The following is a 24,072-nucleotide window of genomic DNA, read 5'->3' on the forward strand; positions in this document are numbered from 1 at the left end:
CCCTAACCGGGAGCGGGCCCGAAACGCGATTCTCGACGGGGAGGGTGTGCCTGGAAGCGGAAGAGGGTGTTTCTGAGGTGGAGAAGACGGCGTACGAGCCCGGCACCCCGTGCTGGGTCGACCTGGCCACATCCGACGTCGAGGGGGCGTCGCGGTTCTACGCGGAGCTGTTCGGCTGGGAGGTGATCGACCAGGGCGAGCAGTACGGCGGGTACCGGATGGCCCAGCTGCGGGGCAAGGCGGTGGCGGGCATCGCGCCGCTGCCGCGGCCCGGCATGCCGCCGGCCTGGAACAACTACGTGTCGGTCACCGACGCCGACGTGACCACGAAGGCGGTCACCGCCGCCGGGGGACAGGTGCTGATGGAGCCCATGGAGGTTCCCGGCACGGGCCGGACGGCGATGTACGCCGACCCGGGCGGCGCCGCGTTCGGCGTGTGGCAGGCCGGTCCGTTCATCGGTGCCGCGCTGGTCGACGAGCCCGGCTCGCTGGACTGGAACGAGCTGGTCACCCGGCATCCGGACGCGGCGGCGAGCTTCTACCACGCGGTTTTCGGGTGGGACGCCAGCCGGCAGCCGATGGGCGACACCGAGTACACGATCTGGCAGATCGGCGAGGCGGGCGTGGCCGGCATGTTCCCGATGGGCGACCAGTTCCCGGCCGACATGCCGCCGTTCTGGCTCCCGTACTTCGCGGTCTCCGACGCCGATGCCACCGCCGCGGCCACGTCGCGGCTCGGTGGCCGGGTGATGATGGAGCCGGCGGACATGGAGGTGGGCCGGTTCGCCGTGCTGGGCGACCCGGCCGGTGCGTCGTTCGGGGTGATCAGGCTGAACCCGACGGCCGCCCCTTGACCGTGAGTGATGAGTCGAGGGGTGACGCGGTGGCGGCGGCGCCGCAGGCCGAGTCCCGGCTGGACCGGATCGCGCGTGACGCCGCCACCGGCGACCCCGAGCTCGTCGCCAGGCTGCTGGCGGAGATCGCGCCGCTGCTCGTCCGGTACTGCCGGGCGCGGCTGGGGCGGCGCGGCACCTCGTACCGGGAGGCCGACGAGGTCGCCGCGGACGCCGGGCGCGCGGTGCTCGCGGCCGTGCCCGGCTATCACGGCGGCCCGTTCCTGCGGCTGCTGTACGACGTCCTGACCCGGACGGTCGAGGAGCTCGCACCGAGCGGGCTGCCGGCGACCGGGTCCGATCTCACCGGGCTGCTGCCGACGCTGCCCCCGCTGGACCGGGACATCGTGCTGCTGCGCGTGGCCACCGGGCTGTCGGCCGACGAGACCGCGTCGGTGCTCGGGCTCAGTCTCGGGCAGGTGCGGGTGGCGCAGCACCGCGCGCTGAGCAAGCTGCGCGCGATGCTGTGATCACGGCTTGCCGATCTCTTCGTCCGCCGGGTCGTAGGGCAGGAACGAGGTGCCGAGCTTGGCGTGCCAGCCGACGGTGAGCAGTTCACCCTCCGCACCCGTGGGATTCTGCGGGAGGAACCCGATGTCGGCGGGCGTGCCGAAGGCGACGGTGAGGAACCGGGCAGGTTCTTGGACTCCGCTCATCGGCCCAGCGCCTCCCGGACCGCCTGCTCACCGAGCACCGGGTCGTTCGACGGGCCCTCGTCCGGGACCGCGCGCGGCGCGAGCTTCGGGGTCGCCGGGAACGCGGGGTCGGCCGGGGCCGCCGTGTGGTACTCGGGGTAGCGGGCCTGGTAGTCGATCATGGCCTGGACGATCTCCGGCTCGGAGAACCGCGGGCCCCAGAACTGCGCCGACACCGGCAGCCCTCCCGCGGAGCCCGCCGGGAAGCTGACCATCGGCCAGCCCAGCGCGTTCGGCACCTGGTAGTAGGCGCGGAACACCGGGAACCCGGTGCCGCCACTGCGCTTGCCGATCACGTCGCCGAGGGTGAACACGAGCATGAAGTCCACACCCGAGTCCCGCAATGCCTTGGTGTAGTTGGCGATCAGCTTCCGGCGCCGCTGCTCGCCCTCGTATCGCACGGATGCCGGGATCCCGCCGTTGAACCGGTTCGCGGCGGCGAAGCTCGCCGTGGTCTCGCCGGGCGCGCGCCGGCCGTACTGGTTCGTGAGCGTGGCGATCGCGTCCGCCGACGGGATGCCGCTCGCGCAGAAGTCCGCGATCGCGTCGACGTACCGGACCTCGTACCGGTTCGCGTTGACCACCGCCGCCGACGGGGACACCGGTGAACCGTCCACTGTGGCCAGTACATCGGCCGAGGAGTAGTACGGATTCTGTGCCGGGTCGGTCATGTCGAGGCCGGGGAACTGGATCACCTTCGCGCCGAGACCGGTCAGCTGGGACACCAGCCGGTCGAACACCTGCCGGTGCCCGGCGCCGTAGACCGACTGCGGCGCGACGCCTGTCTTGATGCTGCCGCCGACGTTCATCCAGTCCGTCTGCGGGATGCCGATCGTCAAGCCCTGCAAGGGTTTCCGGCTCGTTCGCGGGACGAGCGGGAGCGCCGGGAACGGGTTCGGCGCGGACAGCGTCTGCGGGTCGTTGACCCCGTCCGGGCCGAGGATCGTGCTCAGGATCAGCGCCGAGTCGCGCGCCGACCGGGAGATCGGGCCGAGCACGTCGTAGCCGGGGGAGAGCGGCATCAGCCCGGCGATCGACACCGTGCCGAGGGAAGGCTTGATGCCGCTCGCGCCGTTGGCCGCCGACGGGCAGATGATGCTCCCGCCGGTCTCCTCGCCGATGCACGCCGCGGCGAGCCGGGCCACGGGTGCGACTCCCGAGCCCTGGCTGGAGCCGCCGGGCACGTAATCGGGGTTCCAGGCATTCCCGGCGAACGTGCCGGTGATCGAACCCGAGAACGCCGAGCAGATCGTGCTGCCCAGCAGGACGACCCCGGCGGCACGCAGCCGGCCGACCGCGGTGGCGTCCTGGAGCGCGAGGTTGCCCGCGAACGCGGGGCTGCCATCCTGCGCCGCGAGTCCCTTGATCCCGACGGAATCCTTGATGCCCATGGGAATCCCGCACAGCGGCGAGATCGCGTCGCCGTGGCGGCGGTAGGCGTTCAGCTGCTGGTCGGCCGCCCGTGCGGCGGCCAGCGCGCCGGCGGCGTCGATCCGCACGAACGCGTTGTACCCGCCGTTGTCGCCGTAGACCTCGAACGGGCCGTTGAGCCGCGCGATGCGGTCCAGGTAGGCGCGGGTGAGCTCGACACTCGAGGTCCGGCCGGTGCGCAGCATCGCGGCCAGCTCGGTGATCTCGTAGTCGACCAGCCGGGGCCGGTGCGGGATCTGGCCGGGGGCGGGCAGGAACGACGGGTCGGCGGCGGCCGTGCCACCGGGGGCCAGGGTCAGTGCGGTGCCGGCCACGGCCGTGCCGAGCACGGCCCGCCGGGTCAGTCTCGCGGATTCCACCAGAACGCCTCATTTCACTCCGGGACGCGGGGAAAAACAGGCCGAACGCTAAGCGGAATTCATTACGGCCACGTTTCTCCCGCTTACGATCAGATTTCCGGATCGGTCATGATCGTTACGCCGTTCGGCCGAATCTTGTTTTGCTGCAAGGATCCGGCGTAGGGTGGCGGTCGGATGATGAAGATCGCCATTGTTTCCCGGCAACCATTTCTCCCGTTCCCCCGTTGTTTCGGACAGGAGTGCTGATGCGTCGATTAGTGCTGCCCGGAGTGCTGCTTTCGGCACTGCTGGGGCTCGCCGTCGTGCAGCCCGCGCGGGCGGCCGAGCCGTGGTCGGTCACGCCCGTCGCGGGCGGGTACCGGGTCACGCTGAACCTCGCGGCGCCGCTCGAGACGCGGGACGCGCTGCCGGAACTGGCGATCGACGGCGTCTCGGCCGGGTTCGCCCAGGAGTCGCCGGACGGGCGCGCGCTGACGGTCGTCACGACCGATCCCGCCGCGGCCGACCCGGCATCGGTGCAGGTCGCGTGGAACGGCGAAGTGCCGGGCACGCAGCCGGCCACGACGTCGCGCGGCGGCGGGAAGCCGCGGCCGGGCACCCCGGTGCCGGCCGACCCGTCCGCACCGGGCCGGTTCCCGGTGAGCCGCGCGGACTACGACTTCGGCGACAGCGCGGTCACCCTGCCCGGTCTCGGCGGCCGGGTCGCGGAGGAGCGTGCCGCCGTCTGGGTGCCGTCCGCGCCCGGGCCGCGCCCGGTGGTGCTTTTCTTGCACGGCAGGCATTCCGCGTGCTGGAACCCCGAGACGAGGGCGACCGACAACACACATTGGCCGTGTATCACCGGTTTCCAGCCGATCCCTAGCTTCCACGGCTACGACCAGTCCGCGCAGGTGCTCGCGAGCCACGGCTACGTCGTCGTGTCGATCAGCGCCGACGGCATCAACGCGCAGGACAACCCGTACAGCGACGACGCGGGCACGACAGCGCGCGGCCAGCTCGTGCTCGACCATCTCGACCTGCTGGCGAAGGCGAACCTCGGGATCGCGCCCGGGATGAGCAAGCTGTTGCGCGGCAAGCTCGACCTCGGCGACGTCGGCCTGATGGGGCACTCGCGCGGCGGCGAAGGGGTGGTGAAGGCCGCGCTGCTGAACGCGGCGCGCCCGCATCCGTACGGCGTCCGGGCGGTGCTGCCGCTCGCGCCCATCGACTTCGGCCGCGAGACGCTGCCGGACGTGCCGATGGCCGTGATTCTCCCGTACTGCGACGGGGATGTGTCCAACCAGCAGGGCCAGCACTTCTACGACGACTCGCGCTACGCCGACACCGATGACGGCGTGATGCGCTCGTCGGTCATGGTGCTGGGCGCGGACCACAACTTCTTCAACACCGAGTGGACGCCGGGTGTCGCGGTCGCCCCGGCGAACGACGACTGGTCGAACCAGAGCGACCCGACGTGCGGCACCGCCTCACCGACCACGACCCGGCTGGCCGCGGCCGACCAGTACCAGGTCGGCGTCGACTACATCGCGGGCTTCTTCCGGCTGGTGATGGGGCACGAGACCGCGTTCTCGCCGATGTTCGGCGGTGGCACCGCGACCGTCGGCGCGGCCACCGTGCTGCAGGAGAGCCAGTCCCCGCGGCGCTTGGACGTGGCGCCGTTGCAGGGCCCGGCGTCCGGCGTGCACACGCCGTTCGGCGAGTACTGCGCGAGCATGGCCGGAAGGTCGCCGCAGAGCGGGCTGCCCTCGTGCACACAGTCCACGTCCACCGCGCGCTTCCCGTCGTTCACCGCGGCCAACTACGGGCCGAACGTGACCGCCACCCCGTTGCTGCACCTGAGCTGGACCGCGCCGCGGTCGATGACCATCGATGTCCCAAGAGGACAGTCCGATGTGGCCGGTTACGACGCGCTGACCGTCCGGGCCGCGCTCGACGACGTGAGTGCCTCGGCGGACCTGACGCTGACCGTGGTGGACGGCTTCGGCCGCAGCCAGTCGGTGGCGGTGTCGGAACTCGGCGGCGCGCTGGATCCCCTGCCCGGCACCGCGACCGCGCTGCTGCCGAAGACCTGGCTGCTGACCGTGCGCTGGCCGCTCTCGCAGCTGAAGCGGGTGAACACGCACGACATCCGGAAGATCGTGGTGTCCACGGCGAGCCCGGCGGGCGGGGTCTTCCTGTCCGACCTGGCGTTCCAGAGCTTCGCGGTGGGCGCGGGCGGGCCGAGCCGGCTGCCGCAGGTGTCCATCGCGGACGCGGCGGCCGGTGAACACGACGGCACCGCGACGGTGACGCTGCGGCTTTCGGATCGCAGCCGGGAGCCGGTGGTCGTGAACGTGCAGGCGCTGGCCGGGACCGGCACGCAGGTCGTGAACGGCGCGCAACAGGTCGTCATCCCGCCGGGGCGGACGAGCGCGCAGGTCCGGATCCCTGTGGTCGACGACGCGGTCACCGAGCCGGCGGCCGACACTGTGTACAAAGTGTTCGCCGTGGACCCGGTGAACGCCGTGGTGGGCCAGAACTTCGCCCACCTCACCGTGCGCGACGACGAGGCACCCGCGGCCTAGCGCCGGTTGTGCGGGCCGGCCGGGAGGGCTCCCGGCCGGCCCGCAATACGCTGCGTACATGAGGCCCGTGGCCGATCAGGATCCGCCGAATCGACTAATTCGATTACATATAGGCACCAATGTCGCCGCAAACTGGGCTCAGTCCCTAGCGCGATCGGGTGAGTCGACGATTGTTGCGGGCACAGTTTGGTTTCGCGGGGAGGGTGGGGTTGTGGCGAGCCGAGGCAAGTCGAAGGGCCGCGGATGACCGCGATTCTCACCAGCAGGCCGGTCCGGGAAGCGAGTGCGCTCGCGCGGACCACGCCGGGGGTGCTGACCGCGCTCGCGCTGCTCCTCGTCGTGGTCGCGTTGCTGGCCGGGTTGTTCACCTCACTGAGCGTGCTCGCGCGGGGGAGGGCGATCGACGATCTCGCGACCCGTAGCGGCCCGCTCACCGCGGCCGCGCAGGAGATCTACCGTTCGCTGTCGGACGCCGACGCGACCGCCACCGGCGCCTTCCTCACCGGCGGGCTCGAACCCGTCGCGACCCGCCAGCGCTACGAGGCGGACGTCGCGCAGGCGGGCAACGCGCTCGCGATCGCCATCGCGGCACGGGATCCGGCGGACGTCACGGCGCAGGACAGCCCGCTGGGCACCCTCGCCCGGCAGTTGCCGGTCTACACCGGACTGGTCGAGACGGCGCGTGCCGACAACCGGCAGGGCCTGCCGCTCGGCGCCGCCTACCAGCGCGAAGCGTCGAACCTCATGCGCACCCAGCTGCTGCCCGCGGCACAGACGCTCTACCGCGGTGAGGCCGACCAGCTCGCGGCCGACCAGGACAGCGCGACCGCCGTGCCGTGGGCGGAGATCCTGCTGGCGCTCATCGTGATCGCGCTTCTCGTTGTCGCACAAGGGTTCCTGCGGCGGCGCACGAACCGGGTGTTCAACGCCGGGCTGCTGGTCGCCAGCGCGGCCGCGGTCGTGTCCCTGGTGTGGGTGCTGGTCGCGACGGTGTCCGCGACGAACAACACCTCCGACAGCCGCACGAACGGTTCCGGGCAGGTGGATGTGCTGGCACAGGCCAGGATCGCGACGCTGAACGCCCGCGCGGACGAGACGCTGACGCTCGTCGCGCGCGGCGCTGGAAGCGCTTACCAGGATGACTACGTGAAGGTCACCGGGCAGCTGACCGGCCTGCTCGACCGGGCCGGCGCGCTGGCCACCGATCCCGAGGTGGACCGCGACGTCCAGGCCGCCAAGGCGGACGCGCAGACGTGGGCCGGGGCGCACGCGGGCATCCGCGCCGCCGACGACCAGGGCGACTACGTGACCGCCGTGCAGCGCGCCACGGACGCCGGACCCGCCGGCGCGGCCGGCGTCTTCGACCGGCTCGACCGGGATCTGCAGGGCGCCATCGACCGCACCCGCGACACGTTCGGCGCCGAGGTGAACGACGCCAGCCGCAGCCTCGCCGGTGCGATGGCCGCGGTGACGGTGCTCGCGGTCGTCGTCGCGGCTGGCTCCGCGCTGGGCATCTGGCGACGGCTGAGGGACTACCGATGAAACGTCTGCTTGCCCTGGCACTCGCCGCGCTGGTCCTCAGCGGCTGCGCCGTGTCCACGACGACGTCCGTGCCGACCGTGCCCGCGCAGGTGCCGACGCCCGGCGGTGCCGCCACCGCCGCGGCCGGTGCGCCGCCCGCCGCCGAGCAGTGCCCCGACCTGCTCGCCAGCCCGCGCCCGCTCACCCCGATGCCCGCGCCGGGCCAGATGCCGGCCGGGTCGACGATGGCCAAGATCGCCCAGCGCGGCAAGCTCGTCGTCGGTGTCGACCAGAACACCCTCAACATGGGTTTCCGCGACCCGTTCAGCGGGCAGATCCAGGGCTTCGACATCGACATGGCGCGCGCGGTCGCGCAGGCGCTGTTCGGCAACCCGGACGCGATCCAGTTGCGGGCGCTCACCTCGGACCAGCGGATCCCCGCGCTGCAGCACGGTGACGTGGACATGGTGGTGCGCACCATGACGATCACCTGCGACCGCCGCCAGCAGGTGACGTTCTCCTCGGAGTATTACGAGGCGCAGCAACGGATCCTGGTCAAGAAGAACTCCGGGATCAGCGGGCCGGATCAGCTCGCCGGGAAACGGGTGTGCGCCACGAAGGGCTCGACGTCGCTCGCCACCCTGCAGGCGTTGCCGCAGAAGCCGGTGACGGTTTCGGTCGCGGACTGGACCGACTGCCTCGTGCTGCTGCAGCAGGGCCAGCTGGACGCTGTGTCGACCGACGACGTGATCCTCGCCGGGATGGCCGCACAGGACCGCTACACCGAGGTCGTCGGCGCGTCACTGGCGGCGGAGCCGTACGGGATCGCGCTGCCGAAGGGCGACGTCGAGATGGCGCGGTTCGTCAACGGCGTGCTGGACCGGGTCCGCGCGAGCGGCACCTGGGCGGCGTCCTATCAGCACTGGCTGTTCGGGCTGCTGCCCGGCCCGGTGCCCGCCCCGCCCGCACCGCAATACCAGGACTGATGCCGTGCTGGACACCGATGAAGCCGATCGTGCGCTGGCGGAACTGGGCGCGGACAGCGACCGGATGGCCGAAGCGCTGGTCGCGATGGACGGCCATGCCGGTCACCGGTTGCTCAAGGGCGCGGACCTGACCGGTGTGACAGCCCGCCGCTGGGCGGAGGCCAGCGCGGCGATGAGCGTGCTGTGGGAACAGTTCGCGCGCCATCGTGACCTCGTCGAGCACGCCCGCGAGATCCGGGCCCGCAAGGCACGGCCCGGTCCGCCGGAGCTGACCGAGCTGACCACGGCGCTGGGTGGCGAGCTGGCCGAACTGGCGACGAGCATGAAGAAGTCGCTGTCGACGATCACCCAAGTCCTCGACGCGGCGGAGAAATCCTGGCAGGAGACCGCCGAGCGGCTCGATCCGCTGGACACGCGGGTCCGCTCGGCGCAGGCGCTCGCCGAGTCGCTCGGCGTCGAGGAGCCCCGGCTCGCCCGGCTGATCGCGGAACTCGCCGGGCTGCGGCAGAGCGCGCTGTCCGATCCGCTCGCCGCCGACGTGCGGGTGCCCGAGCGGCTCGCCGCTGAGCTGGCGGACGTCCAGGCCACGCTGGACGATCTGGTCGCCGTCCGCGACGATTTCGCGGACCGGCAACAGGAACTGGAGGCCGTCGTCGACCGCATCGCGGCCGTCGAAGCCGAGGTCCGCACCGTCCAGGCGACGGTGCTGGAGAAGATCGCGTCGCCGGATCTCACCCCGCCGGGCAAGGCGATCCCGGCCCTGCGGGCCCGGCTGACGGAGCTGGCCGACATCTGGCAGGCCCGCCGCTGGCAGGCATTGTCCCGCAAGATGTCCACATTGGACCGTGACGCGCAGGCCGCGCTCGACGACGTGCGCGCCCAGCTGGCGTTCGCCACCGGGCTGCTGGACCGCCGGCTCGAACTGCGTGGCCGGCTCGACGCGTACCGTGCCAAGGCGCGGCAGCTGGGGCATGTCGAGGATCTGGACCTGGCCGGGCTGCACGCGACGGCGTATCAGTTGCTGTACACGATTCCGTGCGATCTGCGCGCGGCGACGATCGCGGTGCGGGATTACCAGCGGGCACTGCAGGAACGCAGGGAGGAGCGAGGATGAGCGCTTGTCCGCGCGCCGGGTGCGGCGGGACGATCGAGGACGGCTTCTGCGACACCTGCGGTCTCGAACCGCCGGCGGGAAGCCAGCCGGGAAGCCTTGGCCCGGCCACGTCGTCGACCGGGTTCTCCGCGCCCACCAACGTCTCGTGGAGCACGCCGGTCGACTCCTCGGCCTCGCGGCCGGCCCGCGGGTCGGCTCGCGCCAGCAGCCGGAACATGCTGGGGCGCGGGGTGATCGACGTGCCGAGCGTGCCGCGCCGCGACCCGCGCGAGGCCGTGCTCACCGACCCGCAGGTGCCGGAGAACAAGCGGTTCTGCAGCGCGTGCGGCGCCAAGGTCGGCCGCGGCCGCGACGAGAAACCCGGCCGGGTGGAAGGGTTCTGCCCGCAGTGCGGGCACGGGTTTTCGTTCACGCCGAAACTCGCGCCGGGCGAAGTGGTGCAGGACCAGTACGAGGTGCTGGGCTGCCTGGCGCACGGCGGGCTGGGCTGGATCTACCTCGCCGCCGACCACCGGGTCGCCGACCGGTGGGTGGTGCTCAAGGGCCTGCTCGACACCGGGGACGCGGACGCGATGGCCGCCGCGATCGCCGAGACGAAGTTCCTCGCGCAGGTCGAGCACCCGTCGATCGTGCGCATCTACAACTTCGTCGAGCACCGAGGCACCGGCTACATCGTGATGGAGTACGTCGGCGGCACGTCGCTCAAGGACATGATGAAGCAGCTGCGCGAGCAGGGTGAGCCGACCGCGTGCCTGCCGATCACCCAGGCCATCGCGTACACCCTGGAAATCCTGCCGGCGCTCGGGCACCTGCACGGCAGCGGCCTGGTGTACTGCGATTTCAAGCCGGACAACGCGATCCAGGTCGAGGACCAGCTCAAGCTCATCGACCTGGGCGCGGTCCGGCACATCACCGACCAGACGAGCGCGATCTACGGCACTTCCGGTTACCAGGCCCCGGAAATCGGCAAGGAGCTGCCGTCACCGGTGTCCGATGTGTACACCGTCGGGCGCGCGCTCGCGGTGATGACCTTCCCGTTCGACTTCCACCACGCCTACCGGGAAACGCTGCCACCGCCCGAGGAAGTGCCGCTGCTGGCGCAGTTCGAATCGTTCCACCGGTTGCTGCTGCGCGCCACGCACGCCGACCCGGACCAGCGGTTCGGCTCGGCCGAGGAGATGCGCGATCAGTTGGAGGGCGTGTTCCGCGAAGTGGCGGCCACTGTGGACGGTCAGCCACGGGCCGGCACGTCCACGGAGTTCACCGCGGAGCGCCGGACGTTCGGCGTGCCGGGCGCGCCCGAGCCGGGCGAGGTCGCGGCCGCGCTGCCGGTGCCGCGGGTGGACCTGACCGACCCGGGCGCCGGTTTCCTTGCCGCACTGGCGGAAAGCGATCCCGAAGCGCTCGTCGAAGAGCTGTCGGACGCGCCGGTGCAGAGCGTGGAGATCAAGCTGCGCCTCGCCCGCGCGCAGATCGACGCCGGAAAGCCCGCCGACGCACGGAAAACGCTCAATACCACGAAGCTCGGCATCGGGGACTGGCGCGCCGAGTGGTACCGCGGCCTCGCCGCGGTCGCGGAGGGCAAGCCGCACCAGGCGCGGCAGTCGTTCGAGACCGTCTACGACCTGGCGCCCGGCGAGGTCGCGCCGAAGCTCGCGATCGCGGCGTGCGCGGAGGGGTCGGGGGAGACCGGGGACGCCGACCGGTACTACCGCACGGTGTGGCGGACCGATCGCACGTTCATCAGCGCTGCCTTCGGCCTGGCCAGGGCTTTGCTGGAGAAGGGAAACCGGGTGGAGGCCGTGGACGTGCTGGAATCCGTGCCGGAGACGTCGAGCAACTACCTGGCCGCGCAGCTGGCCGCGATCCAGGCGCGCACCGGGGCTTCGGCACTGTCCGAAGAGGACCTGGTGACCGCGGGCGAGCGACTGTCGCGATTGGACCTGGACGAACACCGCCGCGCGCTGGCTTCCCGCGACTTGCTGACCGCGGCGCTGGACTGGGTGGGCGGGAACGCCAACGGAGGAGGGAACGGATCCGTGCTGGGCTGCCGGTTGAGCGAACCTGATCTGCGGAAAGGGCTGGAGACCTGGTATCTGCGCCTCGCGCGCCAGGCCACCGGGCGGCGCGACCGGATCGCGCTGGTCGACCAGGCCAACCGGATCCGGCCGAGGACCTGGTTCTGATGGCGCTTTCCTGCCCGGACTGCGCCCAGCCGGTCACCGCCGAGGACCGGTTTTGCGAGAACTGCGGGCTGAGCCTGATGCGGCGGCGAACCGCCGAAGGCGGTCCACTTCGGACACCGCGAGGGTCGTGTGCGAGCTGTGGTGGAACCGTGGACGCCGAAGGGTTCTGTGAGCAGTGCGGCCGTGCGCAGCCCGCGCCGCGCGACCTGATGGAGTTCGACCTCGGGTTCGCCGCCGGCGTCAGCGACCGCGGTCAGGTGCGCGTGCGCAACGAGGACTCGCTCGGCTGTGCGATCCTCGGACCGCGGGACGCGCCGACCGCCGTCGTCGTCATCGTGTGCGATGGCGTCGGCTCGACCGAACGCGCCGACCAGGCGTCGCAGACGGCGGTGGATGCCGCGCTGGCGCGGATCGTGGACTGCCTGGAAGCCGGCAAGGACCCGTACGAGTCCACAGTGGACGGATCGGCAGCCGCGTTCGAAGCCGTGCGGCTGCTGGCCGAACCCGGCTCGCCGGACCTCGCGCCGTCGTGCACGCTGGTCTCGGCCGTGGCCACTGACGAGGGCATCACCGTCGGCTGGATCGGCGACAGCCGGGCGTACTGGCTCAGCGCGGACGGTTCCCGCCAGCTGACCGTCGACGACACCCTGCACGCGCAGCTGGTCGCGGCCGGGATGACCGTCGAGGAAGCTTCCGCCGAGGCGAACGCGCACGCGCTCGCGCGGTGGGTGGGCGCGGACGCCGAGCCGGTCCTGCCGCAGGTCGCCGGTGTGCCGGCGGGCGAGCGGGGCACGCTCATCGTGTGCAGCGACGGGCTGTGGAACTACCTGCCCGCGGCGGAAACCATTGCGGCCCAGGCGAAGGGGAGTCCGGCCGAGATGGCCGCGAAGCTCACCGCGGCCGCCAACGAACTCGGCGGCGGCGACAACATCACGGTCGTCGCCGTCCCGTACCCGTTCGATCGTCAGGGGACACCATGAGCGAATTCCAGGTCGAGGTCTACCAGAACGAGTTCCTGCCGCAGGGAGCGTCCGAGGTCAACGCGATCGTGACGGTGACCTCCACCTCCGGCGGCGCACCGGCGCAGGAGGTCACCACCGCGGCCGAAGTGATCATCGTCGACTGCTCGGGCTCGATGGATCACCCGCGCACCAAGATGTCCGCGGCCAAACGCGCCACGGCGGCGGCGATCGACACGCTGCGCGACGGGGTCACGTTCGCCGTCATCGCCGGCACCGACACGGCGGAACTGGTGTACCCGCGGCGGCTCGGCATGGTCGCCGCGGACGCGGCGACGCGCGCCGAGGCGAAGCAGGCCGTCAGCCGGCTGCACGCCGACCGCGGCACGGCGATGGGGGAGTGGCTGCTGCTCGCGAAGGACGTCTTCGCGACCCAGCCCACCGCGCTGCGGCACGCGATCCTGTTGACCGACGGGAAGAACGTGCACGAGCGGGCGCACAAGCTGGAGCGGATCCTCGGCGAGGTGTCCGGCCAGTTCGTGTGCGACTGCCGCGGGGTCGGCACCGACTGGGAGGTCCGCGAGCTGCGCAAGATCGCGGACACGCTGCTGGGCTCGGTGGACATCGTCGCCGAGCCGGAGGATCTCGAAGCGGACTTCCGCGCGATGACCGAAGCCGCGATGGGCAAGGAGGTCGCGGACGTCGCGCTGCGCGTGTGGACGCCGCAGGGCGCGACGGTGAAGTTCGTCAAGCAGGTGGAACCGTCCCTTTTGGACTTGACGGCGCGGCGGGCGGAGTCCGGGCCGCGCAGCGGGGACTACCCGACCGGCGCGTGGGGCGCGGAGAGCCGCGACTACCACGTGTGCGTGCAGGTGCCGCCCGCGTCGATCGGGGACAAGATGCTCGCCGCGCGGGTCAGCCTCGTCGCCGCGGGCTCCGGCGACGTGCTCGGCAAGGGGCAGGTGCTCGCGGTCTGGACTGACGACATGGCGCTGTCGACGAAGATCAGCCCGGAGGTCGCGCACTACACCGGTCAGGCGGAGCTGGCGTCGGCGATCGAGGAAGGCCTGGAGGCGCAGCGGAAGGGGCAGATCGAGACGGCGACCGCGAAGCTGGGCCGGGCGGTCGCGCTCGCGAACTCGTCCGGGCACGAGGACACCGCGAAGCTGCTGGCGAAGGTGGTGGACGTGGTCGACCCGGTGCGCGGCACGGTCCGGCTCAAGCGCCAGGTGAGCGCGGTCGACGCGATGACGCTGGAAAGCCGGTCGCAGGTGACCAAGCGGGTCGGGAAGCTCCCTGGCGATGCTGCCGACGGTGCCGATGGTGCTGACGGGGGTGCGGCCTGATGCCGATCTGCGCCCAGGGCCACGAGTCCGCCGACGACGAGTTCTGCGACGTGTGCGGGCTCGCGTTCGAGCGGGCCGCGCCGGTGGCCGTCGCCGAAGCGGAGCCCGCGCCGCCGGCCGCCCCACGCCCGTGCCCGTCGTGCGGCGCGCAGCTGGATGGGCGGTTCTGCGAGAACTGCGGCGCGGACTCACTCGCCGAGCCGGTGCCCGCGCCTGTGTCCGCGCCGGTTCCGGTTCCGGCCGCGCCGGTCGCTGCCGCGCTGACCTGGTCGGTCGTGGTGTCGGCCGACGAGCGGTACTTCCGCGCGGTCAAGGCGGACGGTGGCCCGGACGCCGACCCGATCGAGTTCCCGCCGTTCTGCCCCGAGCGGAGCTTTCCGTTGGTGGGCGAGCAGATCACGATCGGCCGCCACAGTCACACCCGCGGTATCTCGCCCGACATCGACCTCACCGGACCGCCCGAGGACATCGGCGTCTCGCGGCTGCACGCGCTGCTCGTCCCGGCGGGCGAAGGCTGGTCGGTGGTGGACATGAACTCCGCCAACGGCACCACGGTCAACTACGGCCGCACCCCCCTCAAACCGAACACCCCCCACCCCCTCACCGAAGGCGACCGCATCCACGTCGGCGCCTGGACCACCCTCACCCTCCACCGCACCTGACCCCCGCGAGTCCGACCCTCACGTCGCCGAGTCCGACGCTCGCTGCGCGTGTTTGCTCGCCACGTCGGTGAATTGGCGTGCTGCGTCGGTGACTTTGCGCGCCGCGGGCAAACTCACCGACGTGAGGGGCAAACATGGCGCGCGGTCAACGCTCCAGGTACGCCGAGAGGGCGGCGGAGGCGCGCAGGCGCCGGAGGCTGCGCTCGTTCAGCTCCTGCTCGCGCTTGGCCAGCTCCGCCCGCACGCGGTCCGGGCGGCCCTGCGGGCCCAGCTCCGCCAGTACCGCCCGCACGACCGGGAACGGGTGGTTTCCCCGCCGCAGCAACGCGATCACCTCCGCCTTCCGCAGCTCGTCCTGGCCGTACAGCCGGTAGCCGGTGCCGTCTTCGCGGTCCGGCGCGAGCAGGCCGCGCTGCTCCCACAGACGCAGCACCGGCGCGCGCACCCCGACGACGTCCGCGACCTCACCGATCCGCAGCGGCTGCCGTGGCCGCCCGGTCGCCGGGCCGTTGCCGAGCGTGTCGAACGCGCCGAGCACGCGGGCGATGCCGGCCCGCTCGCGGTCCAGCTCGGCATGGCTCGCGTCGACGGTCGCGAGCACCGTCGCCAGATCCCGGGCGTGCACGGCGCGCATGATCGTCCGGGTGCGCTCCCAGCCGTGCCCCTCGGCGAGCTGCCGCACGATCAGCAGCGCCTCGGAGTGCGCGTCGGTGAACACCCGGTACCCGCTCGCCGTCCTCGCCACCGGCGGCAGCACCCCGAGCTCGACGTAGTTGCGGACCTGCTGCACCGAAACGCCCGCCATCCTGGCCAGGTCGGTGATGCGCAGCTTTGCCACGCAGGTCAGGGTACGACTTCGGCACCTGAGGAAAGCTCACCGTTTGACCGACCGCCGCAGCTCGGCCATCAGCGCCAGTGCCGGGCGGGACAGCGGCCGTGACGCCGAGCTGGCCAGCGACACGTTCCACGTCGGGGCCTCCCCGCTGACCGGCACGACGACCAGTTCGGGGTGCAGCGCGGCCACGCTCTCCGGCAGGAACCCGACGACGTGTCCCTGCCGGATCAGCGCCGCCGTCGTGGTGTAGTCCGGCGTCTCCAGCGGTACTGACCGGCCGAACCCGAGCCGGTCGAACGTGAGATCGGCGCTGTCACGAGTGCCCCAGCCTTCGGGGAAGTCCACGAAGATCTCGTCGGCCAGCTCCTCCAGCCGTACCGGTCCGGCGCCCGCGAGTGGATGGTCTGGACCACAGGTCAGCAGGAGCACCTCGTCGGTCAGCACCTCCACCGACAGCCCCGCCGGCGGGCGGCGCGGGAACGACGCGAGCGCCACGTCGGTGGTGCCTTCGAGCAGCGCGCGCACATGGCCGCGCGAGCCGGACGGCGAGTACTGGACCCGGACGCGGACGGCCGGGTTCGCCCGGTGGAAGCGGCCGAGCACGCCGGCCACGTCGACGCCCGGCGTGGCGACCATGCTGCCCATCACGATCGAGCCGTGCAGTTCGCCCTGCTGTTCCTGCACCGAGTCGTGTGCGGCGCGGGCGGCCGCGAGGGTGGCCCGCGCGTTCGGCAGCATCGCCGCGCCCGCGCCGGTCAGCCGCACGTGCCGGCTGTCCCGGTCGAACAGCGACGCGCCGACCTCCCGTTCCAGCGCGCGGATCGCCGTCGACACCCCGGACTGCACGACCCGCAGCCGCCGGGACGCCTTGGTGAAACTCAGCTCCTCGGCGACCGCGACGAAGTACTCCAGCTGCCGCAACTCCACGTCAGCAATCTATTTCGGTGATAGCTGCATGCACAAACATTCGTTGGACGTGATGACTGGGCGGGCGGACAGTGGAGGCGTGACAACGAGCAGCGATACCTGTGGGAGCCTGCCCGCCGTGGCGGTCGAGGGTTCCCGGCGGCACGGCCGGGGCTTCTGGCTGGTCGCCTACACGTTCGCGGTGACGATCGCGTTCTCGTCCGCACCCGCGCCGCTTTACGTGCTGTACCAAGCGAAAGACGGTTTCGGCTCGTTCACGGTCACGCTGGTCTTCGCCGCCTACGCGGTCGGCGTGATCGCCAGCCTGTTCCTCGCCGGGCACATCTCGGACTGGGCCGGGCGGCGGCGGGTGCTGGTGCCCGCGGTGCTGATCAACGTGGTCGCGGCGGTGATCTTCCTTGCCTGGTCCTCGGTGCCGGCCCTGCTCGTGGCCCGGTTCGTGTCCGGCATCAGCATCGGCATGCTCACCGCGACCGCCACCGCGCATCTGGCCGAGCTGCACCTGGCCGCGCGGCCCGGCGCCTCGCGGACCCGCGCGGACCTCGTCGCGACCGCGGCGAACCTCGGCGGCATCGGCCTCGGACCGCTGGTCGCGGGCCTGCTCGCGCAGTACGCCGGCGACCCGCTGCACGTGCCGTACCTGGTGTTCCAGGCGCTGATGCTGATCGGCGCGATCGCGGTGACGCTCGTGCCGGAAACCGTCGAGGTGGCCCGGGTGAAGTACCGGCCGCAGCGGGTTTCGGTGCCGCGCGCGGCGCGGGGCCGGTTCTTCGCGGCCGGTGCCGCGGCGCTGGCGCAGTTCGCGGTGTTCGGCCTGTTCACCTCGCTGGCGCCGGCCTTCCTGGCGAACGTGCTGCACCAGCATTCGCACGCGCTGGCCGGGGCGGTGTCGTTCGCGGTGTTCGCCGCGGGCGCGATCTCGCAGATCCTGCTGGCCCGCGCGGGGTTGCGGCGGCAGCTCGGACTCGGGCTCGGGCTGCTCGTGGCTGGGATCGTCGTGTTCACGGCCGGGGTTCAGGTGCCGAGCCTGGCGCTGTTCCTCGTCGGCGGGGTGCTCGCGGGTGGCGGCGCGGGCGCGGCGTTCAAGGGTTCGGTGAGCATCGTGCTGTCCCTGGCCCCGCCCGAGGGCCGCGGCGAGGCGCTAGCGGGCCTGTTCCTCGCGGCGTATGTCGGGCTGGCCATCCCGGTCGTCGCGCTGGGCCTCGCGACGCAACTGGTCTCGCTGCGGGTCGCGCTCGCCGGGTTCGCCGTGCTGCTGCTGGCCATCCTGGCCGTGGTCGGCCGCCGCCTCTTCGCGACGACCTGACCGCGCCCCGGCGCGTGCCGGCGAACTGTCATGTTTGTGTCCGGTTCTCGTCGATCCTTTTCGCGCCGGGATCAGGCATCGTGGCAGGGGTGAACCGGGTAGTACAGCTATGGCCCGCGGCGGAGCACGAAAGTCACCTCGCCGCCGCGGTCAGCGAGGCCGCCGAACTGTTCGAAGTGGACACTCACGGCCTGGAACTCGCTGATGCCGCACGGATTTTCGGCGAGCGTGCACCCAAGGATGTGCGGTGGACGGTGGCGGGCGAGGACCTCGGCCCGGCGGCGATCGAGCCCGGCCCGCTCAGTCGCCCGGCTCGCGTGGTCCTCGACTTCGTCGCCGCGCTCGCTCCCGCGCCGATCACCGCGGACCTGCTGATGTCCGGCGTGTCGGGCCTGCTCGGGCCACGCGCGCCGATGCTCGTCGCGGACGCGCTGACCGAACTCGCGGAGTTCGTGCGCCCGGTCCCCGGTGAAACCCCGGCATGGCAAGCGGTTTACCGGTTCGCGCCACCCGGGGACAGCGTGCGGCGGGCCGCGTCGATCCTCGAACGGCTCCTCGCCGAGCCGGTGCGGCTGGAGATCTACCGCCACGCCCTGGAAGTCGCCGGGCATCCGGCCGCCGCCGAGCAGCGGCCCGGACTCCTGCGCGCCGTTGCCCGCGGCTACGAACAACGCGGCGACACCCCGGCCGCCGCGCAGGTCTGGCGGCTCGTCGCGGACGACGGCGATCCCGAGGACGTACTCACCGCCGCGCGCCTGGACGTGCGAACCGGCGACCCACGGGCCGCGATCCACCGCACGGCGCGCCTCATCCAGGACGCCCGGCGTGCTCGCGACGTCCGCACCGAACACCGCGCCCGGTTCGTCGCCGCGACCGCGCACGACGCACTCGGCTCGTATGCGTGCGCCGACAAGGTCTTTTACCGGCATCCGCTCGTCACGTCGCAGGGACCCGAGCCGGTGTGGCTCGGCGCGGAGGAACGCCGAGAGGTCCGGCTCGCCCGCGTCCAGGCGCTGCGGGTTCGGGGCGAATACGGCCTGGCACGCGAACTTCTCGACGCGGTCCTGCCGGAAATCCGCCGCGCGCAACCGTTCGGCAGCCACCGGGGGGATTGGCCGCTCGCGACGCTGGAAGACGCGCGGCTGCTCCTGCTGGCCGGGGACATCGCCCGGTCCCGCGAAGTGGCGGGCCTGCTCGCCGACCGATTCGCGCGCGCCGGGTGGTCGCGCCACCGCCTGGCCCGGTCGGCCGTCGCCGTGCTCACCGAGGGGGAGCACGAGGTCGGGCAGGCCCGCCACGCCGCCGCCGAATCCGCCGCCTGGTTCGGCGAAGACGATCCCCAGACGCTGGAGCTGCGGATCATCGAGGCGCACGCGCTCAGTGACGACGGGCAGGGCGGCGAGGCGATCGCGCTGCTCGCGGACGTCGAGGCGCGGGCCGGGTCCTGGCTCGGCGCCGAACATCCGCTGACGCTCAAGGCACGGCAACGGCGCGCGCTCGCCCGGATGCGCCTGCGCGACTGGGAAACCGCCGCGCGGCTGTTCGAAGAACTCGCGCCTCGCCAGGAACTGGCGCTCGGCGCCGGCCACCCCGACTCCCGCCTGACCCGGCTGGAACTCGGCGTCTGCCTGGCCAGGCTGAACCACGTGCGGCGCGCCAGGCCGCTGCTGGCCGAAGCCGTGAAAGCACTGCACGAACACGACGGTCCCTGGCAGCACTGGGTTTCCGCCGCGAGAGCCGCCACCGAACTCGCCGGGCTGCCGGGCCCGGTCGCGCGATGGTTCACCCGCGCGCGGCCGCGGGCTCAGCCGGGCTGCCAGCCGATGCCGTAGGAGCGGGCCGGCTGCAGGTTCTCGAAATCGGCGCCGACCTCGAAACCGTCCAGCGACAACGGTTTCCGGACCGGCAGCGGATCCTCGGCGTCCTTCGAGAACTCCCCGTCGATCCGCCAGATCCGCAGCGGCGGCGGGATCCGGTCGAACCGGACGTTCAGCCGGAACCGTTCGCACGGGAATTCCGGGGTGCAGCAGTAGAACGGGGAGATCTTGGGGACGTTGATCCGGAAGAAGAACTCGTGCCGGTCGCCGACGCCGAGCACCCGCGGCGGGCGCAGCTGGAAACCGACGCGGCTCGAGGAGAGGATCCGCGCCGAGTGCACCTCGCCGCCGCGGAGCACCTCGATGCCCACGTCCTTCAGGTCCACCGGCCCGGGCCGGCCCAGCACGCGGCCGAGCGAGATGCCGTGCTCGATCTCCGCCAGATCCGGCACGTGGCTGACGATCTCGCGCTTCTCGAACACCTCCGCGCCCGCCCCGTCGGGGATGAGGTCGACATCGAGTGCCGTGGTGTGCCAAGGACTTTCCGGCCGCGGAGGGGCGGGCGCGGAGGTCGCCGCCAGCTCGGCGAGCAGGTAGACGACCTCGTCGGCGCGACGCTGCATCGTCCGCATGTCGCGGTCGGCTTCGCGGCCCAGCTCCTCGAGCCGGTGGGTGTACAGCTTGCCGGCGGTCGCGCCGAACCCGAGCACCGCCTGCGCGATGGCGTGATTGCCCTCCGGCAGGCGGGTGATCAGGTCGCCGAGCGTGCGCACGAGCTTTTCGCGGACCGTGCCGGGCGGGTCCGTGTCGAGCACCCCGGCCACGCGGCGCAGCGGCGGGCCCGCCGTGTCCGGCAGCGCTTTGGCCTGGATCCCCAAACCCTTGCGTACCTTTTTCAGCTCCGAGACCAGCGCTTCGATCTCGTCCCGCGCGTTCAGGCTCAACGACTCACTCCTGCCTCGGCTCGTCAACCGGGCAGTCTACCCAGCGAGCCCGGTCCGGAGCGATACCCGCGGCCCCGTTTCCCATAGCGGGAAACGGCGCCGGTGAACCGGGGTTTCCTTCGTTTCCTGGAACAGGAAACGGGAAACTCCTTTTTTCTGACCCCTTCGCGGATTCACGATTAATGGGCCGGAGCGAATTCCGGCGAAATCCGCACTGAAAGGGGTGAATTTGTCATGCACACGCACTTCGTGATCATCCTGGAGCTGCTGAGCGCACTGTTCGGCTGAGAAATCCCTGCTCCGGCCGGCGGATTTCCCGCCGGCCGGAGTTCCTTTTCCGGTCCATCTGAGGGAGAATCGAACCATGTCGGAACTGGGTCCGGAATTGCGGCGGCGGCGCGAGTCGACCGGCCTGTCGCTGAGTGCACTGGCGGAACTGGTGCATTTCACGAAAGGCTATCTGAGCAAGGTGGAAAACGGCCGTGCCCGGGTGAACCGGGGTGTCGCCGAGGCCTATGACAAAGCGCTGGGCGCCGGTGGCGAGCTGTGCGCGCTGGTGCCGGAGGAGGCGCCGGGGCGCGATCCCGGGATCGTGGGCCTGCCCGGCCGGACCCGGCATTTCGTCGGCCGTGAAGCCGAACTGGCGGCACTGGCGACGGCCTTGAGCCATTCCGACGACGTGCGGGTCTGCGTCGTGCACGGGATGGCGGGTGCGGGCAAGACCGCGCTGGCGGTCGCCGCCGCCCGCCGCGCCGCACCCGGCTTCCCCGACGGCTGCCTGTTCTTCGACCTGCACGGGCACACGCCGGGCGTGCCGGAGCTCTCGCCCGCGGAAGGCCTGCAGCAGCTGCTGCTCCTGCTGGGCGTGCCCGGCGACCAGGTGCCGCCCGGGGTGGACGGCCGGGCGAACCTGGTGCGGGACAAGCTGTCCGGCCGCCGCATGCTGCTCGTGCTCGACAACGTCCGCACCGCCGCGCAGATCCTGCCGCTGATTCCGGCCGAACCGGCGTGCCGGGTGCTCGTGACCAGCCGCGGCCGGCTGCCGGCGCTGGACGACGCGTGGCACCTGCCGGTCGGGATGCTGTCGCGGGCCGACGCGCTGGCGCTGTTCGGTTCGATCAGCGGGCGGTCCGGCGGTGACATCACCGGTGAGATCGTCGGGCTGTGCGGGTTCCTGCCGCTGGCGATCCGCATCGCCGCCGCGCGGCTGGTCGCGGGCGGCTGGAGCGCGGAGCGGCTGCGGGACCGGCTCGCGGCGACCACGCTGGCCGCGCTCGACGACGGCGAGCGGAGCGTGGCCGCGGCGTTCACGGTCTCGTACGAGGCGCTGCCCGCGGAGCAGCGACGGTTGTTCGGGCTGCTCGCGCTGCACCCGGCCACCGCGATCGACAGCGCGGCCGCCGCGGCGCTGGCCGGCAGCGAGGTGGACACCCTGCTCGACCGCCTGCACGACGCGCACCTGATCACGCTCGACGCGGACGGCCTGGTCGACCTGCACGACCTGATGCGGGCCTTCGCGGCCCGGTACGCGCTGGCCGGGATCAGTGCCGGGGAACGGGCGTCCGCGGTTTCGCGGCTCGTGGAGTACACGGCGGGACTGCTGGTCGCCGCAGACGAACTCGTGGAACCGCATCGGTTCCGGCCCGAGATCGACTGTCCGCGCCCGGCCCGGCTGCCGTTCGGTGACGCCGATGACGCGCTCGCCTGGCTGCGCGCGTGGTGGCCGGCGATCGCCGGGGTCGTCGAGCTGGCCGGCCAGTACGGGCGGCCGGAACGGTGCTGGCAGATCGCCTTCGTGCTACGGGCCTTTTTCTTTCGTGACAAGCTTTTCGAGCCTTGGCTGCGGACGCACGAGTGTGCGCTGAAGGCGGCCGGTCCGGGGGCCGCCGGGTTGATCCTCAACAACCTCGGCATGGCGTACGTGGAGCTCGGCGAACTGGACCGGGCGGCCGACTGTCACCGCCGGGCGCTGGCGCGGTGCACGGAGGCGGGCGACGAGCGTGGTGCGACAGATGCGTTGTCGAGCCTCGCCTGGGTCCGGCTCTACCAGGGCGATCCGGCGGCGACGGTGCGCGATCTGACCGCGTCGCTGGGGGTGTACCGGGCGGCCGGGCGGACCCGGAACGTGGCGATCACCCTGCGCGGGATCGCCCTCGCCGAGACCGAACTGGGCGGCTTCGCCGATGCGCTCGAGCACGCGGCGGAGGCCCGGCGGCTGGCCGCGCTACCCGTCGAGACGCTTATGGCGGTGAACTGCCTGGCGTGGATCCACTTCCGCGCCGGCGATCTCGACGCGGCCGAGGCGCACTACCGCGAGGCGGTGGAGCTGGCGGTGCTGGCGGTCAGCGACTACGAACGCGCCCGGGCGCTCACCGGCCTCGGCAACGTAGCCGCCGCCCGCGGCGAGCCCGCCGCCGCCGCCGACCACTGGGCCGCCGCGGATGCGCTCGGCGTGCGCCTGGAGCCACGGGTACTCGGTGAGGCACGGGCCCGGCGTGGGTGATTGCTCGGTGGGGCGGCGGTCGGTGGTGGCTCGCTCTCGGCGTGCTGTGAGCCTGGGGGTGGTTGGCGGGGTTCGGGGGTGCGGCGTGGATGGCTGCTCGGCCTGGACGTGGGTTGGAGCCGCGGGTGCTTGGCGCGGCCGGGCGTGGCGGAGGTAGTTGCTCGCTACGGGCGTGCGTGAGCCGGGGTGCCCGGTGAGGTCCGGGCCCGGCGTGGGTGATTGCTCGGCGGGTTCGCTGTCGGAAGGCCGCTGCTCCCACTTGGCATGCATGAGCAGAGCGCGGCGAGGTCCGGGGTGCGGCGCAGGTGACTGCTTGGCGGGCCCGCTGTCGAGAGGCGCTGCTCGCGCTCGGCGTGCGGGACCTGCGACTGCTCTCCCTAGACGTGCGCGACCAAGTCAGCGCATCCGCGGGCGGGGCGGCGGTTGCTGCTGCCGGTGAGCCGGCGGGGGCGGGGCGCCCGCGGGGTTGCGGCGCGGCGGGGGAGGTGGCTGCCGCTGGGCGGCTGGGGGTGGCTGCCGCTGGGCCTGGGTCCGGGCCGGCTGGGCCTGGGGCGGCTGAGACCGGGCCGGCTGGGCTCGCGTCGGCTGCTGCTGGCGGGCGGCGGGTGCCCGGCGCGGCGGGGGCGCGGCCGGGTCGCGGCGGTGCACCCACACCTCGAGCCCGACGATCGCGACCGCCAGCAACCCCATCGCGATCGCGCCCGGGATGAAGCCGCTGACCCCGCACAACCCGGCCAGCGCGAGCGCCGGAATGATCGCGCAGAGCGCGAACGGGTCGATCCGGGACAGGGAGTAGCGGGACCTCGACTGGCCCATGGTGCTACCTCCCGTATCGGCTGCCGGACGATCAACGTCGAAAGTGTACCGGGATGGCGGATCGAGGTCGCCGGATCAGTCCTGGATCACGAGCGGAAGGCCCCACCCGGGTATATTTCATCTCTTTTCGACCACGGCCGAGTCGGCGGGCGATCGAGCACCTCGCCGAGGACCGCCGATCGGACGCCGGTGACACGAGCTGAGCGCG

General features: G+C 72.2%; 19 protein-coding genes. 13 read left to right on the forward strand and 6 right to left on the reverse strand.

Annotation, left to right across the window (positions count from 1 at the left end; genetic code table 11):
- The first annotated feature begins 77 nt into the window (after positions 1-77).
- Together LOZ83_RS27470 and LOZ83_RS27475 are read left to right on the forward strand one after the other, a co-directional pair.
- Entirely contained in the window at positions 78-854 is a 777-nt protein-coding gene (locus LOZ83_RS27470; RefSeq protein WP_236794589.1) for a VOC family protein, read from the forward strand.
- A 2-nt stretch (positions 855-856) separates the two neighbouring features.
- Positions 857-1,363 carry a sigma factor-like helix-turn-helix DNA-binding protein gene (locus LOZ83_RS27475; RefSeq protein ID WP_236794840.1) on the forward strand — a complete coding sequence of 169 codons (507 nt, stop codon included), beginning with the start codon at positions 857-859 and terminating at the stop codon, positions 1,361-1,363.
- Here LOZ83_RS27475 and LOZ83_RS27480 read toward each other — a convergent pair whose 3' ends face one another.
- Complete coding sequence (locus LOZ83_RS27480; RefSeq protein WP_236794590.1) at positions 1,364-1,549, reverse strand: hypothetical protein; 186 nt, start codon at positions 1,547-1,549, stop codon at positions 1,364-1,366. It abuts the gene before it with no gap.
- Complete coding sequence (locus LOZ83_RS27485; protein ID WP_236794591.1) at positions 1,546-3,378, reverse strand: amidase; 1,833 nt, start codon at positions 3,376-3,378, stop codon at positions 1,546-1,548. The genes LOZ83_RS27480 and LOZ83_RS27485 overlap by 4 nt, the downstream gene beginning before the upstream one ends.
- Before the next feature lie 245 nt (positions 3,379-3,623).
- Between LOZ83_RS27485 and LOZ83_RS27490 the strand changes: the two genes are divergently transcribed.
- From LOZ83_RS27490 to LOZ83_RS27525, 8 genes are all read left to right on the forward strand, one after another.
- Positions 3,624-5,942 carry a hypothetical protein gene (locus LOZ83_RS27490; RefSeq protein ID WP_236794592.1) on the forward strand — a complete coding sequence of 773 codons (2,319 nt, stop codon included), beginning with the start codon at positions 3,624-3,626 and terminating at the stop codon, positions 5,940-5,942.
- 243 nt (positions 5,943-6,185) lie between these two features.
- The gene (locus LOZ83_RS27495; RefSeq protein ID WP_236794593.1) at positions 6,186-7,484 is read left to right on the forward strand and encodes a hypothetical protein; all 1,299 of its coding nucleotides are present in this window, start codon (positions 6,186-6,188) and stop codon (positions 7,482-7,484) included.
- Positions 7,481-8,449: a glutamate ABC transporter substrate-binding protein gene (locus LOZ83_RS27500; RefSeq protein ID WP_236794594.1), complete on the forward strand. Its 969-nt coding sequence runs from the start codon at positions 7,481-7,483 to the stop codon at positions 8,447-8,449. Before LOZ83_RS27495 ends, LOZ83_RS27500 begins: the two co-directional genes overlap by 4 nt.
- A 4-nt stretch (positions 8,450-8,453) precedes the next feature.
- Positions 8,454-9,563 carry a hypothetical protein gene (locus tag LOZ83_RS27505; protein ID WP_236794595.1) on the forward strand — a complete coding sequence of 370 codons (1,110 nt, stop codon included), beginning with the start codon at positions 8,454-8,456 and terminating at the stop codon, positions 9,561-9,563.
- Positions 9,560-11,749 carry a serine/threonine-protein kinase gene (locus tag LOZ83_RS27510; RefSeq protein WP_236794596.1) on the forward strand — a complete coding sequence of 730 codons (2,190 nt, stop codon included), beginning with the start codon at positions 9,560-9,562 and terminating at the stop codon, positions 11,747-11,749. The genes LOZ83_RS27505 and LOZ83_RS27510 overlap by 4 nt, the downstream gene beginning before the upstream one ends.
- The gene (locus LOZ83_RS27515) at positions 11,749-12,729 is read left to right on the forward strand and encodes a PP2C family serine/threonine-protein phosphatase (protein ID WP_236794597.1); all 981 of its coding nucleotides are present in this window, start codon (positions 11,749-11,751) and stop codon (positions 12,727-12,729) included. Before LOZ83_RS27510 ends, LOZ83_RS27515 begins: the two co-directional genes overlap by 1 nt.
- Positions 12,726-14,054, forward strand: coding sequence for a VWA domain-containing protein (locus tag LOZ83_RS27520; protein WP_236794598.1), 1,329 nt, complete (start codon positions 12,726-12,728; stop codon positions 14,052-14,054). Before LOZ83_RS27515 ends, LOZ83_RS27520 begins: the two co-directional genes overlap by 4 nt.
- Complete coding sequence (locus LOZ83_RS27525) at positions 14,054-14,716, forward strand: FHA domain-containing protein (RefSeq protein WP_236794599.1); 663 nt, start codon at positions 14,054-14,056, stop codon at positions 14,714-14,716. Before LOZ83_RS27520 ends, LOZ83_RS27525 begins: the two co-directional genes overlap by 1 nt.
- Positions 14,717-14,861: 145 nt before the next feature.
- Here LOZ83_RS27525 and LOZ83_RS27530 read toward each other — a convergent pair whose 3' ends face one another.
- The gene (locus LOZ83_RS27530; protein WP_236794600.1) at positions 14,862-15,554 is read right to left on the reverse strand and encodes a MerR family transcriptional regulator; all 693 of its coding nucleotides are present in this window, start codon (positions 15,552-15,554) and stop codon (positions 14,862-14,864) included.
- A 36-nt stretch (positions 15,555-15,590) separates the two neighbouring features.
- Positions 15,591-16,478 carry a LysR family transcriptional regulator gene (locus tag LOZ83_RS27535; protein ID WP_236794601.1) on the reverse strand — a complete coding sequence of 296 codons (888 nt, stop codon included), beginning with the start codon at positions 16,476-16,478 and terminating at the stop codon, positions 15,591-15,593.
- Between the two features lie 79 nt (positions 16,479-16,557).
- Between LOZ83_RS27535 and LOZ83_RS27540 the strand changes: the two genes are divergently transcribed.
- Positions 16,558-17,784: an MFS transporter gene (locus LOZ83_RS27540; RefSeq protein WP_236794602.1), complete on the forward strand. Its 1,227-nt coding sequence runs from the start codon at positions 16,558-16,560 to the stop codon at positions 17,782-17,784.
- Between the two features lie 89 nt (positions 17,785-17,873).
- Positions 17,874-19,616: a hypothetical protein gene (locus LOZ83_RS27545; protein ID WP_236794603.1), complete on the forward strand. Its 1,743-nt coding sequence runs from the start codon at positions 17,874-17,876 to the stop codon at positions 19,614-19,616.
- Here LOZ83_RS27545 and LOZ83_RS27550 read toward each other — a convergent pair.
- On the reverse strand, positions 19,589-20,545 hold the full coding sequence (locus LOZ83_RS27550; RefSeq protein ID WP_236794604.1) for a hypothetical protein: 957 nt from the start codon (positions 20,543-20,545) through the stop codon (positions 19,589-19,591). The genes LOZ83_RS27545 and LOZ83_RS27550 overlap by 28 nt on opposite strands.
- Before the next feature lie 364 nt (positions 20,546-20,909).
- On the opposite strand from LOZ83_RS27550, the gene LOZ83_RS27555 reads away from it, so the two are divergent.
- Positions 20,910-23,048 (forward strand): tetratricopeptide repeat protein, encoded by a 2,139-nt coding sequence (locus tag LOZ83_RS27555; protein WP_236794605.1) that lies wholly within the window; start codon positions 20,910-20,912, stop codon positions 23,046-23,048.
- Between the two features lie 396 nt (positions 23,049-23,444).
- On the opposite strand, the gene LOZ83_RS27560 is transcribed toward LOZ83_RS27555, so the two are convergent.
- Complete coding sequence (locus LOZ83_RS27560) at positions 23,445-23,864, reverse strand: hypothetical protein (RefSeq protein ID WP_236794606.1); 420 nt, start codon at positions 23,862-23,864, stop codon at positions 23,445-23,447.
- Positions 23,865-24,072 lie beyond the last annotated feature (208 nt).

This window comes from Amycolatopsis sp. GM8 (assembly GCF_021653975.1).
GTDB lineage: Bacteria > Actinomycetota > Actinomycetes > Mycobacteriales > Pseudonocardiaceae > Amycolatopsis_E.

Bases quoted from the DNA above. Each gene is read 5' to 3' on its own strand.
- LOZ83_RS27490 (WP_236794592.1), top strand. From the start codon at position 3,624: ATGCGTCGATTAGTGCTGCCCGGAGTGCTGCTTTCGGCACTGCTGGGG.
- LOZ83_RS27560 (WP_236794606.1), bottom strand. From the start codon at position 23,864: ATGGGCCAGTCGAGGTCCCGCTACTCCCTGTCCCGGATCGACCCGTTC.
- LOZ83_RS27525 (WP_236794599.1), top strand. From the start codon at position 14,054: ATGCCGATCTGCGCCCAGGGCCACGAGTCCGCCGACGACGAGTTCTGC.
- LOZ83_RS27495 (WP_236794593.1), top strand. From the start codon at position 6,186: ATGACCGCGATTCTCACCAGCAGGCCGGTCCGGGAAGCGAGTGCGCTC.
- LOZ83_RS27520 (WP_236794598.1), top strand. From the start codon at position 12,726: ATGAGCGAATTCCAGGTCGAGGTCTACCAGAACGAGTTCCTGCCGCAG.
- LOZ83_RS27510 (WP_236794596.1), top strand. From the start codon at position 9,560: ATGAGCGCTTGTCCGCGCGCCGGGTGCGGCGGGACGATCGAGGACGGC.
- LOZ83_RS27555 (WP_236794605.1), top strand. From the start codon at position 20,910: ATGTCGGAACTGGGTCCGGAATTGCGGCGGCGGCGCGAGTCGACCGGC.
- LOZ83_RS27480 (WP_236794590.1), bottom strand. From the start codon at position 1,549: ATGAGCGGAGTCCAAGAACCTGCCCGGTTCCTCACCGTCGCCTTCGGC.
- LOZ83_RS27515 (WP_236794597.1), top strand. From the start codon at position 11,749: ATGGCGCTTTCCTGCCCGGACTGCGCCCAGCCGGTCACCGCCGAGGAC.
- LOZ83_RS27500 (WP_236794594.1), top strand. From the start codon at position 7,481: ATGAAACGTCTGCTTGCCCTGGCACTCGCCGCGCTGGTCCTCAGCGGC.